At 62.0% G+C, this 14,796-nt stretch carries 9 protein-coding genes and 2 pseudogenes; 4 read left to right on the forward strand and 7 right to left on the reverse strand.

The window, feature by feature from the left end; all coding sequences use genetic code 11:
- Positions 1 to 252: 252 nt before the first annotated feature.
- Positions 253 to 1,761 (forward strand): IS21 family transposase, encoded by a 1,509-nt coding sequence (gene istA, locus OGR47_RS21315; RefSeq protein ID WP_165050592.1) that lies wholly within the window; start codon positions 253 to 255, stop codon positions 1,759 to 1,761.
- A pseudogene (gene istB / locus OGR47_RS21320) lies at positions 1,758 to 2,426 on the forward strand (IS21-like element helper ATPase IstB); the annotation flags it as partial. The gene istA and the pseudogene istB, both read left to right, overlap by 4 nt.
- Here the strand turns inward: istB and OGR47_RS21325 are convergent.
- Positions 2,424 to 4,526, reverse strand: coding sequence for a recombinase family protein (locus tag OGR47_RS21325; protein ID WP_206527416.1), 2,103 nt, complete (start codon positions 4,524 to 4,526; stop codon positions 2,424 to 2,426). The pseudogene istB and the gene OGR47_RS21325 overlap by 3 nt on opposite strands.
- A gap of 520 nt (positions 4,527 to 5,046) precedes the next feature.
- On the opposite strand from OGR47_RS21325, the pseudogene OGR47_RS21330 reads away from it, so the two are divergent.
- Positions 5,047 to 5,202 (forward strand): annotated as a pseudogene (locus OGR47_RS21330) (ATP-binding protein); the annotation flags it as partial.
- 94 nt (positions 5,203 to 5,296) lie between these two features.
- Here OGR47_RS21330 and OGR47_RS21335 read toward each other — a convergent pair.
- The 5 genes from OGR47_RS21335 to OGR47_RS21355 form a co-directional block, all read right to left on the reverse strand.
- On the reverse strand, positions 5,297 to 5,608 hold the full coding sequence (locus OGR47_RS21335) for a hypothetical protein (RefSeq protein ID WP_165050590.1): 312 nt from the start codon (positions 5,606 to 5,608) through the stop codon (positions 5,297 to 5,299).
- Positions 5,609 to 6,115: 507 nt separating this feature from the next.
- Positions 6,116 to 7,981 (reverse strand): DUF1998 domain-containing protein, encoded by a 1,866-nt coding sequence (drmB, locus tag OGR47_RS21340; protein ID WP_165050587.1) that lies wholly within the window; start codon positions 7,979 to 7,981, stop codon positions 6,116 to 6,118.
- Positions 7,978 to 11,523: a DISARM system helicase DrmA gene (gene drmA / locus OGR47_RS21345; protein ID WP_165050585.1), complete on the reverse strand. Its 3,546-nt coding sequence runs from the start codon at positions 11,521 to 11,523 to the stop codon at positions 7,978 to 7,980. The genes drmB and drmA overlap by 4 nt, the downstream gene beginning before the upstream one ends.
- Positions 11,520 to 12,035, reverse strand: a complete 516-nt coding sequence (locus tag OGR47_RS21350) for a hypothetical protein (RefSeq protein WP_165050583.1) — start codon at positions 12,033 to 12,035, stop codon at positions 11,520 to 11,522. Before OGR47_RS21350 ends, drmA begins: the two co-directional genes overlap by 4 nt.
- A gap of 6 nt (positions 12,036 to 12,041) precedes the next feature.
- The gene (locus tag OGR47_RS21355; RefSeq protein ID WP_165050581.1) at positions 12,042 to 13,148 is read right to left on the reverse strand and encodes a helix-turn-helix domain-containing protein; all 1,107 of its coding nucleotides are present in this window, start codon (positions 13,146 to 13,148) and stop codon (positions 12,042 to 12,044) included.
- Positions 13,149 to 13,250: 102 nt separating this feature from the next.
- Here OGR47_RS21355 and OGR47_RS21360 point away from each other — a divergent pair, with 102 nt between their 5' ends.
- Positions 13,251 to 13,454, forward strand: coding sequence for a DUF2188 domain-containing protein (locus OGR47_RS21360; RefSeq protein WP_165050579.1), 204 nt, complete (start codon positions 13,251 to 13,253; stop codon positions 13,452 to 13,454).
- A 202-nt stretch (positions 13,455 to 13,656) separates the two neighbouring features.
- Here OGR47_RS21360 and OGR47_RS21365 read toward each other — a convergent pair whose 3' ends face one another.
- A complete protein-coding gene (locus tag OGR47_RS21365; protein ID WP_165050577.1) occupies positions 13,657 to 14,790 on the reverse strand; it encodes a phospholipase D family protein in 1,134 nt (377 codons plus the stop codon).
- Positions 14,791 to 14,796: the final 6 nt, after the last annotated feature.

Consider the following 14,796-nt stretch of genomic DNA (forward strand, 5'->3'; position numbering starts at 1 on the left):
CGCTCCAGCGCGAGCGTAAGCCTCTGCGACCGCGTCGAGCGGCGCATAAGAAAGCGCGTTTGCCGCGCGACAAACAAGGTGAGAGTCCAGCGTCAATCAGGATGAGAATCGCGCGGGGGTTGGCGTGACGGAGGGAGGGCGTAGCCCGTCCGAAGTTACGCCAACCCCCCGCGCGCGGCCCCGAAAAACGCCTGTCTGGCGGTCGTGAGGGCTGGGTGAAGGGTCGGTTTTCCGTCTGGGAGGACCGATTCGTTGCCTGGCCGCCATGTCACCGATCGTCAGAAGAGGCTCTTCATGCAGTTTCGCAAAACCTATCCCGCCGCCATCGCGGCGGCGAAAGCCGGATTCAGCCCGGCGACCGCCTACAGGCTGGAAAAAGATCCCCGGCTCCCCTCGCAAAAGAAAGCGCCACGGGGGCGCCGGCGACCCGATCCGCTCGAAAACATATGGGACAGCGAGGTCGTCCCAATGCTGAAGGCGGCGCCGTCCTTGCGGCCGATCGGCGTCTTCGAGGAGCTGCGCCGCCGGCATCCCGACATGAGCCCCGGCATGCGGCGCACGCTGGAGCGGCGGATCCGGACCTGGCGCGCGGTCCACGGCCCCGAGCAGGAGGTGATTTTCCGCCAGGAGCATCCGCCGGGCCGCATGGGGCTCTCGGACTTTTCCGACATGCGCGATCTTGGCGTCAGCATCGCCAGCGAGCCGCTCGATCATCGGCTCTATCACTTCCGCCTGCCGTTCTCCGGCTTCGAGTCCGCCCATGTCGTGCTCGGCGGCGAAAGCTTCGTCGCTCTGGCGGAAGGATTGCAGAACGCCCTGTGGACGCTCGGCGGCGCGCCGCAGCAACATCGCAGCGACAGCCTGTCCGCCGCCTTCCGCAATCTCGACGACGATGCGCAGGAGGATTTGACGCGTCGCTACGAGGCGCTGTGCGCTCATTACGGCATGACGCCGACCCGCAACAATCTGGGCGTCTCGCACGAGAACGGCTCCATCGAAAGCGCCCACGGCCATATCAAGCGTGCGCTCGAGGACGAACTGCTGTTGCGCGGCTCGCGGGACTTCGACGACCTTTCGGCCTGGCGGCGCTTCGTCGACGAACTGATCGGCCGCCGCAACGCCCGCAACGCCGCGCGCATCGATCTCGAACGCGCCGCGCTCAAAGAACTGCCGGCGCGTAAAACCTCCGATTACGAGGAGGCGCGCGTCACCGTGACCTCGTCGAGCGCCTTCACGCTGCGCAAAGTGTTCTACAGCGTGCCGTCGCGCCTGATCGGCCACAAGCTCTTGGTGCGGCTTTACGACGATCGGCTCGATGTCTTTCAAGGGACGACGCATCTCTTCACCTTGCGGCGCGGGCGATCCGGCCCCAACGGCAGACACGGCCATGTCGTCGATTATCGGCACGTCATCCGTTCCCTGCGCCGAAAACCCATGGCGCTGCTCAATCTCGTTTATCGTGAGCAGCTCTTTCCAAGGCGCACCTATGCGAAGGCCTTCGACGCCTTATTGGCGGAGGTGGGAGAAAAGCCCGCCTGTCGCACGATGGTCGGCCTGCTGGCGCTCGCCCATGAACGCGCCTGCGAGGCGGAACTCGCCCACGCCATCGACGCCGAACTCAACGCCGGGCGCCTGCCGGACCTTGCCGCGCTGAGCCAACGCTTCGCGCCCAAGACCGCAGCGGCGCCAAAGGTCGTCGTCGCGCTTCCCGCGCTCGCCGTCTATGACGCGATCGCCTCCGTCGCAGGAGAAGCAGCATGAAGGCGAACGACAAAATCGACGCTGCCCGTGTCGACCTCATGCTTTCGGAACTGCGTCTCTCCGGCGTCAAGCTCGTCTGGAGCGCGCTCGCCGTGACCGCCGACAAGGAGGGCTGGCCCGCCGCCCGTTTCCTCGCCGCCCTCGCCGAGCAGGAGATCGCCGACAGAGGTCAGCGCCGCTTCGCTCGCCATCTCGCCGAAGCGCGGCTACCACCCGGCAAGAGCTTGGATGCCTTCGACTTCGACGCCGTGCCGATGGTCTCCAAGGCGCAAGCGAAAGCGCTCGCCGCCGGCGACGCCTGGCTCGAAAAAGGCGCCAATCTGCTGTTGTTCGGGCCACCCGGCGCCGGCAAGTCGCACCTCGCCGCAGCGCTCGGTCTCGCGCTCATTGAAAACGGCTGGCGCGTGCTCTTCGCCCGCACCACCGACCTCGTGCAGAAACTGCAAGTCGCGCGGCGCGACCTCGCCCTCGAAGCGGCAATCGACAAACTCGACAAATATCATCTGCTCATCCTCGACGATCTCGCCTATGTCGCCAAGGATCAGGCGGAAACCAGCGTCCTCTTCGAGCTGATCAGCGCCCGCTACGAACGACGTTCCCTGCTCATCACAGCAAATCAGCCTTTTGGCGAATGGGGGAAAATCTTTCCCGAGCCGACGCTTTCATGATGCCTCCTTTTTTGAGCGTCTCATGCGCTGCACGTGAGCGCGAAGCCTATCAATTTGTTCTGCTGAGAGGTCGATTTGCCACGGCTGGCCCTTTGTTAGTTGATGGCCCGCCAGGAGGCCTCGAGCAAGATAATCGAAAATCGTCTGCGGCGTCACGCCGAGGGCCGCGGCGGCACCCTGGATCGAATAGCTGCCGTCCGGCCACCGCAGTGGGTTGGGGTCGACGCCGTTGATTTTTACCGTTGGAATGCCCCAACGGTTGCGCAGCAACCAGACATTGTCGCCCTTGAATGCGCAGCCGCGCGCCGCGACAAAGCCTTCTTGATTCAGGATTTCCGCGATCTCCTTGTCCATCTTGCCCGCGGCATTGAGTTGCGTGATTCGCCGCTGCAGCCCGTCTAGATCAACATGGTCGCCGTAAGCGTGAACGCGCCTCGGCAAGCAATGTTCGCTCGTCGCGCCGGTCTGCCAAACGATCTTGAGCCAGATTTGGCCATGCGTGCGTTTTTGGTCAAGGATCACTTCACGCACGATGAAGCGCAGAATGCGCTTTCGGTCGGCGGCCGAAGTGGTGGTCGCGCGCCATATCCGCGGCAGGTTTTCGCCCAAGGTTTGCAGCGAGGCGCGATCCGCCTCGTGCAAGACGAGCGGCTCCTCTGATCGCCAGCGCGCATGCTCTTGATCAATCGCCTCGACGGCGCGCAGCTTCTCCTCCCAAACGCGTTCGAGTGATCGCGCCACGAGTCGATTTTCCGGTTCGACCGCGTCATATTGGCGGCGCGCGCGTTCGGCTTCGTAGCGGGCGCGTTCGCGACGGAGCGCCCATTGCCGTTCGAGTTGCCGGCTCTCTTCCTCCAGCTGCCCCATCGCCGCGAGCGCAATCGCAATCCGATCCGGGGCGAGGGCGTCGAGGAGAACGCCTTCAACGAACGCGTCAATGGGTAAGGCCCGCACTTCTTGGCACAAGGCGACGCCCCGCTGGTCCCGGTCAGATCGGCAGCAATAGACCGGATAATCGCCATTTGGGCCGGTGTAACGCAAGCTCATGCGCCGCCCGCAGCGCCCGCAAATGGCGACGCCTTGAAGCAGCGCCGAGCCTTTGCGCGGGGCGCCGGCGCGGCCCGCCTCATAACCGCTGGCGTTGTCCGCCAATCGCCGCCGGTTGGCCATGAACTCCTCCCAGCCAATGTAACCAGAGTGAGCGGCCTGCAAGCAAACCGCCCAATCCGTGACAGCCACCTTGACGGTTCCCCGGATTGACCCGGGGCGGCATTTCATCGGATCCCTCTGCCGGCGACCGTATACATAGGCTCCAGCATAAGCAGGATTCTGAAGAATATTGCGAACCCGCGCGCTATCGGCTTCCTGCCAGATGACGTCATGCGGGCTTGGTCCCAGGACCGGACGGACCGGCAATGGCAGGCCATTCGCCCGCAGAAAGCGCATCACGCCTCGGGCGCTTTGCAACTCCCGGAACTTGGCGAAGACAAGCTGGATGCGAGCCTGCACCTCTTCATCGGGATTGAGAATGATTGCCCCCGCCCGGTCGTAAGCGAGCCCGGCAGGCAAGGGCAGCCGGAGTTCGCCGCGAGCCGCTTTTTGACGCTCTCCCTGATGCAAGCGCATGCGAATCTGGTGGAGTTCCGCCTCGCTCATGATGCCGGACAGTCCGAGCAGCAGGCGATCATGATAGACTCGCGGGTCATACAGGCGCTCGCCATCGGCGATGAGCACGCCAAACACCGAGCACAGCTCGAGGAGCTGATGCCAGTCGCGATTGTTGCGCGCCAAGCGCGACGCATCGAGACTGATGACCAGACCGGCGTTGCCGAGGCCGATCTCGGCGATCAATTTCTGAAAGCCGTGACGCTCGACGCCGCCCGCGCCCGATTTTCCAAGGTCCTCGTCAATGACCTGAACGCGCTCATGAGGCCATCCCAAGCCGATGGCGCGATCGACGAGGCGATATTGCAGCTCCGTGCTCTCCTGGTGCTGACGCACCTGGTTCACCGACGATTGCCGGACATAGACATAGGCCAATTTGGCCCGATGCGCGGTCGTAAGGCGCTCGTCATCAAGGTTCGATGTCATCAGCATGAGCGATCTCCCTTGGCGCAGCGTCCTCCGCCCGCTGTACGCGGCGCATCAGTTGCGCCACCAGCTGGGCAAGCTGTGTTTGCGTCTCGGCCGGCAGATTCGGCCAAAGACGGGGTGCTAATGTCGGGAGCCGGCTGGTTACGCAGACCGGAATCGACGGCGGCAGAGACGCTACGCGACGTGGCAGGACTTGGATGGTCATCGCGAATCACCTCCTCGGCGAAGAGGGAGAGCTTCGCGTTCAAATGCCGCGTCAATGGGATCAGCGTGCGCACGCTGACGCGAGGCAGATCAGCTGCATTTTGATCCGCGGCGGGCGGCGCTCGGCCAAGGTCAGTGGAGGCAATCCGGATCGAACGCCTGCGTCCGTCAGGCAATTCGACAACCACAAAGGCGGGGCCCCGGCCCGAACGTTCCGACAAGACTGTAAACTGTTGACCAAAAAGAGAATGCCGGGAATCGGTGACGGTGATCACGCATCCGATCCGTCCGAGGATTGTATCATCCTGCCTTGTCCGGCGATCAGGCCATGACCCTCGCCGCCATCGACAGGCTCGTCCACCACGCGACCATCTTCGAAATGAACGTCGACAGCTATCGACGAAAAGCAGCGATCAAAAAAGCGCAAGGACCAGGACGCCCCGCATCGCGCGCGACAATCAAAGCCGCATCCTGAGTGTCGCTCCGCGACAAACAAATCGAACGTCAAAAAATCTGCTTGCCTTATTGTCGCGCCGCGACAATCATCTCCCTACCGCGACCGCAAAGCATCATCCTGTTTGTCGCGCACCTCTCATCCAGATTGTCGCGCCATACGCGTTCCAGGGTGGCAGATCGGCCGGTCGCCCCACCGCTATCATCGGGCCACGAATCGCGAGTTCTGCTACTTCGCCGAGATCCACTTTGCGGCTGTCGATCACGGGCAAGCCTGCGGCGATCGCCGTCGCTTTGACCGTCTCACAGTCATAACCGCTCAGCCAGCCGTTCTCGTAATGCAATGAAAAGCCGCCTCGTCCGATGAATAGATGTCCACCTTGAGTGGCGAGGGCTCTGGCGATAGCGTCGCTGTAGTCGTAGCTCATGAGCGAACCTCCGCGACGGGCGCGCGGGAGCCTCTCTCTCGCCTTCCAGCCCGTCGTGAAGTTCGGCTCCGCTCTGCCTCTCCCGCTTCGCGCAACGGTGCTGGTGAGCCACCCTTGCCGACGATTACGGGATGCTTTCGAAGTCCCGGGCGAGGCTGGCCGAATATGAAGCTAATTCAATAGCTCATATGCGCGGCGATGGAATCCCATGTTCCCGGGGGCCGCAGAAAGGCGGGTCGGCAAACGGCTGCCGGCGGGGAGGAAAGCTTTCCCCTCCCGCTCTTCCGGATCGCGGCTTACAAGCTTCCAATCAGCGACCCGTTGACTTCCAATTAGCCGGCAGCGATTGTTCCGATCGCCTGGGATTGGAATAGCATGTTCGAGCGTTTTGTGGAGCCGGGCAAGACCCCACCCTTCCTCTCGCTCTCGGCTCCTTCATTCATAGCCAGCCAAGGCACTGAAGACGGATCATGGGCACCCCAAGGGACCACTGAGCGCCATCCCCAGTCACGTAAAGAAGCAGGACAGATCATCCGCCATCGTTGGCACCAAGAGACTGCGGTCGAGGAAGAGGTTCCTCATCTCGCAGCTGGTTTCGGCGATCAGGAGGCATCCATGGCAGGCGGCGCCGTGAGTCGCCCGATCCCCGCTCCTGTCGTCGGGTTCATGATCGGCGCAAACGGGGTCATTTGAGCAAATCCGCAGGCGGTCCAAGGCGTTTTTGAGGATGTAGGCAAACCTCGGAGCCGTCGCGACAAGTCCCCCGAGGGTGCCCTGCGCACCGGCGCTCGCGGTATAAATAAGGATCCCGCAGCGGTCGACGTCGCCGCTCACTCGCATGCTGGACAGCGCGTAGACACGTTCCTTCAGCGAACTGGCCGGATAGCCGCAATCGAGAGCGATCTCGGCCATCAATGCGTGCGATATACTGTGCAGAAGTACGTAGGCCGTTCCAGGGTAGGCCGGTGCCTTCCCCGCAAATCGCTTTTGCCAGTGCCGGTATCCAGCCAGCAGCTTTTGATTGCGGACAGCCGTGGCCTCCTTTTGAAGCCATGCCGCAATAGCGGCGGCATCAAAATGGATGAAGATACCTTCCCCAAACTGCTCGATCGCCGGCAACCAGTCAGCATCACGGGATATCGGCGCGCCACGAACACTCAACTGAATATCTTCGATGTCCCCATCGGAGCCTGTGGGCGCCGCTTCAAAGCGCGTGAAGCCGTAGAGGCATGAAACCTCCCTCAGGCGATGCACCGCGACCAGGTTTTTGATTCCGGATAGGTCGATCCCAGCCTCAGGGTCTGCCCAAGCATCTCGCGGGAGGGTCTGTGCGTAGAGCTTTGCGGTCGGATGGTTCGCGCCGATCTCAGAACGGCCGCTGGCAAACGTATCGAACTCGGACAGCTTTGGCGAACGCGTGGCGTCTGTTTTTGCGCCCTCACGAATGCGCTGCAGCCTATCGAAAATGTCGCCGTCCGAATAAGGACCGAGCGACGCCGATACCTTTGGATTGAATTTCTTGGCTTGAGCAACATCCTGGACTGTTTGCACGCCAGCGAGATCGCCCGATAGCTCATCGACGAGCTGGCTGAGTTCGTCTTCCTCGGTAGGAAGCGAAATCACGGTGTGAACCTGCGGGAAGTAGGTATTCGTCGCGGTTCGCGTCAGGAGCTTGAGATTGTCCCCGCATCCTTCAGGGTCCCGGTCGAGCAGCCACGGGCGCTCGCCGCGGCATTTGCCGAGACGCCCTGGCTGGAAGGTGTCCTGAAGGGACAATCGACGGCCGCATCCACACACGATGCTGGTGTCGGCGGGGTCCGCGCTGGTTCCCTTTTCCTCCACCCACATCGGCTCGTGGCATGCCCCCGAACCGTGGACGACCCAGCGCCAGTCGATGTCTTGGAGATGCCCCTTGTCGCATGCGCACACGAAACGGATCGGCGTCACGTCGCTCTTCCGCCCGTCATCGTATTGGAACCTTCGACGGCCCTTACTGTCGAGGTCCTGCCAACGCACCAACCGCCGACGCCGCGTCGTTTTGGCGCCCGAGGTGTTGGTTTCCACCTGCTCGCAGATGAACCATGTCGGGAAGATCGGCGCAGCGACACCACGGGGCACGCCGTCCCTTGAATCAACCGATGTCGGCGGTGTTCTCAAGGTCAGACTGGCTGCCGGATCAAGGCGCCCTTGCTCCTTCAGAATCTGCTCAAGACGCATCGTTAAACGCGGCTCGGGAAGGGTCGTGAAGGCGTTGCCCTTCATGTCCCATTGTTCGAGTCCGCCGACCACGACGGATCGAGTTGGCAGATCGATCATCGCCCCCGGACCGAAGGTCGAAATCAACTGGCTTAGGCGCTGCGCATTCTTGGTCATGCGAGATCATCCGCGTTCGCGATCGTGTTTCCGTGGGGATCCCTGACCTTCAGGGTGACGTTGGGTTCCACGTCGCGCATGGAACGGCCCGCCACAAAGCGGCGGTGGGGTTCCGCCAAGTTGCCGATCTCGGGTTCGAGCGGCATGTGCAGTAGCCGATGCGGACTCTTTTTCTTGGCGTAGGCAAACGCATTGCCGCCCGCCGTCTGCTCATCGGAAGTTTCAATCCAGGCGTCCAAGATGTCGTCGATCAGCTTTGATAGAGCCGCGCGACCGCCAGCAATCATCTGTTCCGGCGCGCGATCGACGATCGAGTCTCGGACCAAGCTGCGGATCCCGACATTGTTCTTCAGTTCATTGACGGCAACATCCGGGGTGAGCGCGCCATCTACGTGACGCGCCGCAGCGACCACGACCGCAGCCAAGGCTCGATCCAGAGCCCGGGCCGCCCAAGGTGTGACGCTCGTCGCTTCAACAGCGCGATAGAAGGTGCGGTGGAATTGTCCGAATTGCTCGAAGTGCATCCGGTCACGCGGCTTGTGGAGGTTTAGAACCGCCAGCACCAGGCCCGGCCTGGAGTGGTCACGGCCGACGCGGCTGGTCGCCTGGATATATTCCGCAGCTGTCTTGGGCTGCCCCTGCACGACCATAAGCCCGAGGCGCGTGATGTCGAGACCTACCGAGATCATGTTGGTTGCAAGGGCCACATCGACGGTTTCGGCATCCCGACCAAAGATCGCCTCCAGACGCTGCTTCGCCTTCGCAACCTCATCGGTCGAGACACGAGACGTGAGCTCCATCGGTTCCTTGATGGCTCGATCCGCGAACGGTGTATCGGCAGGGTCCACCCGGCGGCGTTGGGCGCCGTAACGAGCGGCGCGATCGCGCACTTCATCCTCGACGATCCGACGTGCCCCGCCCAACTCGCGCAGCGCATTGAAATAGCAAAGCGCCGTCATGTACGGATCGGCTGGATTTCGGGCCTTGGCGTCACCGGGGATATTCGCGTCGTACGCCGCCTGCGCGGCGGCGACGAGGGTGGTCAGAGAACGCAGAAAGACGAGCTTTGGGCCACGGCCTTGCGCCGCAATGCCGAGATAGAGACGGGCAGGATTGGTCGTTGACGGCACGGTGCGAGCGAAGAAGCTGTCCACGCGATCGATGCCAGGGGGCGGAAAAATACGGGTGATGTCACGATCAAACAGAGCGGCGATTTGATCAGCCGCCCGTCTGACGGTGGCGGTCGACGCCACGATTTTCGGACGCACGCGGTTCTCGCCGACGCCTCGCGAGGCAAGTTGATCAATCGCCGCTTCATACAGACCCGCGACCGTTCCAAGTGGCCCGGCGATAAGGTGCAATTCATCCTGAATGATGAGGTCGGGCGGATCGAGCGACCAACCGTTGCCCAACGGTCGGCCTTCGCCCGGTTCAGCCGCGCCGTAAAAGCCGACGCCATCTTCGAAACGGTCAACGTGCCCGAAGAAAGCGCCGGTCTCGCCCACCCACGGCAGAGCGGCGAACTTGTCCACCGTGGCGATCAGAAACGCCGGCAGGCGCCGGTAGATCGGCTCATCGACCGTAAGCACCGGCAGCGGTCGGTTCCGGCTGAACTCGCAGCCGGTGTTGGCGCAGCGAATTTCCAGATTGGTCGGTGCATGCTCGTTGGGCGTGCAGGAAAAAGATGACGGGGTGAACTCCGTTCCACACCAAGGACAGGCCTTGAGCGGAGCTGGCGCGCGCTTGTCGCGCCCGTTGCGATACCGCCGAATTCGACCAACAGCAGTGGTCTCGTCAGATTTTCCTTTGCCGCCGAGCTTGTTCGGCGATGCATCGGAGCCGACCCACAGACCGATCTCGATCGGCCAGTCACCGAGCATTCGCCGGCCGCGCTCATCAACATTCTTGGGGTCGGTGCGCATAAGTTCCAGCGCGCAGACGACACCAGCGGCGCGGGCGAGCTGGTCGAGCGTAAGCAGGCGCAGCGTGTAGCGCATGATGACGGCGACGCCGGCGCCGAGCACGCCCGATCCGCCCAGCCTCCGGTGTGCGATCACCAGCGCCGCGAGGCCGAGATAGGCTTCGGTTTTGCCACCGCCCGTCGGGAAAAAAAGCAGGTCCGCCGTCTCACGATCAATATGAGTTCGGTCGATCAGCCCGGCCATGTTGAGCAGTACAAAGGCGAGCTGGAACGGCCGCCATTGCGGTTCGTCGAGTGCACTCGGATCGCCGGTAGCGCCGGCGACACGACGGCGCGCGGCCATGGAAACGGCGAGATTCATGAAGCGGAACGCCGTGCGGGCCTTCGCGTCCGTCGCGAGGATCTCGATGCCCGTCGCAATCCGGTTCTTTGCAGTCTCCATCTCGGAAATAAGGCGTTCGCCGGTCTCGCGGCGGCGCGTGGGAACACCTGCGAGCTTCTTACGCTCGGCGTCGATCCACATCCCATAGAGCACGGGCAGATCGGCCAATGCGGCGCGAAGTCCGGCGCCATCGCCCTCCGCCAACTGCGCGAGCGCTTCCATACCGAAGGCGACCTGCGCCTTGAATTCAACGTCCTCATTCGGCGCAACGCGTTCGACCTCCGCCGATGGCAGTGGATCGGTCCACACCCGCGTCACATCGCCGGCGCCGTCTTCAGAAGTGTCCCATCCAGCGGCCGCATTTCGGCCAACAGCCCACTCGCGCATGTCGCGATAGTGCAGATCGGCGATCCGAAGGTCCCAATCCTGGGCGCGATAGCCGGAAAGGTCCCGACGCGGGCGGAACCCGGTTTCGCAGACAAGCTCTAGTCGCGCCTGAAACGCGTAGCTGACATCGGCATAAAAGCGGTGAACGGTGGCGCGGCGATTGACGAGGAAAACAGTGAGGGCGCGGACGCGCTCCGTCTTGCCGTCCGGCGTCGTGTAACTGAACAGACGCGAGTGTGTTTCCAAAACCAGACCACCGCCCCGGCGTTGTTCGGCGGCGCTTTCCGGCACGACGATTGGCCCGCCGCGGCCGTCCTTGATGGGAAGAGCCACGACGCGGTCTCTCGGGGTCCTAACCCAGTCGACCATAGGCCTTTCGGTCCGCTTGGGCTTGCCGTCCTCGCCAAGCTCCTCGGGCAGGGGCTCGGGCAGAAGGATCGCCTCAGGCAATGGCGGTTCGGTTCGATAGTCGCCCCAGGAAACACGCGCTTCGATCGACGTGACATCCGGATCGAGCAAAACCGTCAGTCCAACGGACGAAGGAAGGAAACGCCGACGGGCGTTCGGGGCTTCCGGCTCCTCGTTGTCGGTCGCAGCGCCGCCAACGCCATCCGCGTCCGGCTCCTCGACGTCGATTTCCATTTCTTCCTGGGCGGACGGATCGTTCTCGTCGTCATTCCCATCGAGGGCGAGCGAATCCTCCGCAGGCGCGAGAAACCCGGCGAGGTACCAGCGTGCCGGGCTTTCGTTCAGCCGCTCGTTCGCCAGATCGGCGTCTTGCGGCCCCGGCCCAATAAGGTCACGACGAAAGACGTCCACGATATGGGCGCGAATATCGACCGAGTTTGTCATGACCGCCCAAGCCCCTCTGAGATAAACAATTCTCCAAGGACCTTTTCAAGCCACTTGGCGGTGTAGGCCAATTTCAGAGCCTCTCTCGGTCGATGCCCTGCATCGTCGAGAAGGGCTTCCAGAGCGATCAGCCGATCCTTGAGGCCAAGCCGAACGCCGAAACGCATACTGGCCTTGTCAGGCCCGCACAGAACCCACGCATCGCTTCGCGTCAGCGCATGCGCCCATAGTGACCTCTCGCCCACGTCCAAGGCGATGTCTGGCGCTCGAACGGCCACGACGGCGCGCTGCGCATCCCCCACCGGATGGACCGCCTTGAGCGTCGCCGCCAGTTGGGTGGCGTCGATCTGCAATTCGGGCCGCCGGCGCTGAAAGCCGGTCTGCGTCTCGGTCACGCAATCCTCGACCGTCTCGACACTGTAGCCGCTCGAAAGCGCGCGCCAGGATCCGACCCGGAAGCACTCCAGGATGGCGTTGGTATCGATGAGGACTGGTCCCTGGTGGCGAGCCATTGGACCTCACAGCTCGACAGGGGACGGAACCCCATGCGTCGTGAAGAGGTCGGCTAGATCGTCAACTGTCAGGTCCAGGAGCGCACCCGCCCGACGCGCCGAAATGCGGCCTTCGTCAACGGCGAGACCGATGACCTCCATGAACGGCTTCGAAAACAGCGGCGGCACAGTCGCCGGCCCGTTGTCACGTCCATTGTTGCGGATTGCCGCATCTGGAACCGCCCGCGCAACAGCGGGCCTCAACCGGCCCAACGCGACAAGCCGCCACTTGAGCGCCGAGGCCGTGACCTGAAGTTCATTCGCTACCGCGTTCAAGCGACCGGCGAGTTCGCCTGCGTCGATGGTTGACCAATCGCCGTACCGATCGAGCACGGGCGTCGGCATCAGAACCGCCGACGCGAAATTGTTGGCGAGTTGCTCCACGCGGTTCCCGCCGGTCTCTCGCGCCTCCTCAGAATGCTCAGGCGGCATCGCGTCCCAGGTGAGGATATGGAAAAGCTCGTGGGCCAGGTCGAAGTGGCGTCGCCCCTCGACCTCGTGCCGATTGATCAGCGCCACATCCAATTCCGGAAGACGGCACGCCGCGCCGGAAATGCCCTGGAACGCATCCACCATGAGCACAAGGATGCCCAGCTCGCGCTCCATGACATCGACGAGCCGCTTCGCCGGCACATCGCCAAGCTCGAACTCCGTGACGAAGCGCTCTCCGGCTTCCATGGCGTCTTCGAAGCGCTGATGGCGCGCGATGCCGAGCGACCGCCGCAGCAGTGGAGCCGATCGACCGACCTGGGGCGCGATCGCGCGGAATGCGGCGATCCAGCGCCCTGCGTTGCGCTCATAGGCGCTCAGCTTCTGTGGACCGACATCGGTTTGCCGCCACGAAAACCGGCCCTCCCCGACGAGCAGGAATGGGTCGGTGAAGTAGTCCAGCGTAGCGCCGAGCTTCTCGACAGCCAGGACAAGCTCCTCGACCGTCACCCGCCGCTCGCCGGTCTCGATCGCCGAAACCGTTTGGCGGTCCTTGAAACCGAACAGGCGCGCAAGGTCGTCCTGCGAGAGCCTTCGCTCCTCGCGCAACGCCTTGATCCTCGCTCCAATGAAATTCGTGTGCATGACCGCCTCCCCGGATGGGTATAATCTTGCAAATCATCGATTGCAAGATTATCTTGCGCTGATAAGGTCGAGTCGGTCGGCCTTTGGCCCATGGAGGTTCCCATGACGGATAAGCGGGTTTTCATTGAGCGCCGCCCCGGCGAAGGCGATTACGCGGTGCGCAAGCCAGGCTCGGAGCGGGCCAGCGCCGTTCTGCCGACCCAGGCGGAAGCGATTGACTGGGCTCAGCAACGCGGCGCGGACGTTTTCGTTGAGCGAGTGCGCCAGACCAAGGTGGGCCATCCGGACAAGTGGCGCCGGCCGTAATTGGCCGGCACCTCTAATCTCGGTTAGTCGTCATCTTCCTCGTCAACCGGCTCGTCCCCTTCCGGCTCGGTCCCGCACGCGCGACGATCCGCGCAACGCAAGCAGCCATCAGTTGTCAGCGTTCTGACCAACTTCAACTAGAACGTGACACTAGTCAGTCTGCGTGCCGATGCCGAGCCCGCGCGCTCACGCACCAACGAGTCTAATACATTAAGCCGAAACGCCGACCGCTTTGCATTTTCAGATCCTCAAAGGAAATTGACGCCTTCTTCCATTTAGTTAGGAGCGCCTCGTCACCAAGAACGAGCCTAAAGCGAGGCATTCCGGCTGGAGAAAACCCATGCCTTTCAAAAAGCAAGATCGAGTTATCGTAACTCGCTGGTCCTTCTGTTCCAGGAATGGGAAGATTTATCTTATCCATCATATTGTTCCCGAATCTCACAGAGCATTCGACCGACGGGAAGCCGACGTTTTGCAATTCAACGTGCCCAAACACCGTATTTTTTGGAACCGTCTTCGGAGTGAATCCAAAAAACACCCGTGAACCACGCGGCAGGTCTACCTGGTTTCCAGCCTCCGAAGCGCCGCGATTTTTGTAGAGCTCTCCTATTATCTCGACCCAGAGTTTCCTTGCGAATGCTAAGCCTATCGCCTTTCGTCCTGCGATTACATGCCCGGCACCACCAACAAAGAGATCCACAATTTCTGCGCTCTCATCCTTTAGCGGCGGCTTGAACTTCTTCCACCGCGACTTGTAGGTCGGAATGATATCGCTTAGCGGATCGGCCTGATCCCATGCCGGATCGAACCAAGTCATGCTACGATAGGCGCTCATCATAGCTGACTGTTCGTGGGATTTTGGCCTATTCCAATAAGACAGTGCACCACACTCTGAGCCGGTCAACAGACCACTGCCGGTTAAATTTCCAGACCCCAAGAATATGCCGAAGACAGAACTGTCGCCATCGTTTACATCGTCAACAACGTAAGCCTTCGGGTGAAAAGGATTCGCCGGTGAAAATCCAGGATTTTGAACGACACTTTTACCGTTCGGGATTCTGACTTGTGAATGCGGTAGGTTCGCAAGAAACTCCAGAGCCTCCGGCTCAGTTCTGCCAAAGTCAATACTTATTAGCCAACGCTTCTGAGATGCCGCCCAACGCCCAGAGCCTGATGCTTCCTGATTCAGAATCTTGCAGCCGTTAATACTGGCGTAAGCGACGGCCGCTCGAAAGCGGCGGTAGCCTCTGAGCTTCAAAAGTGACGATACGCCTTGAAGCGTTTCGCCAATTGCACCACTCGCCTTGTGTTGGATATGCCACTCTTGGACGTACATCCCTGT

Origin of the sequence: Methylocystis sp. MJC1 (assembly GCF_026427715.1) — a bacterium.
GTDB lineage: Bacteria > Pseudomonadota > Alphaproteobacteria > Rhizobiales > Beijerinckiaceae > Methylocystis.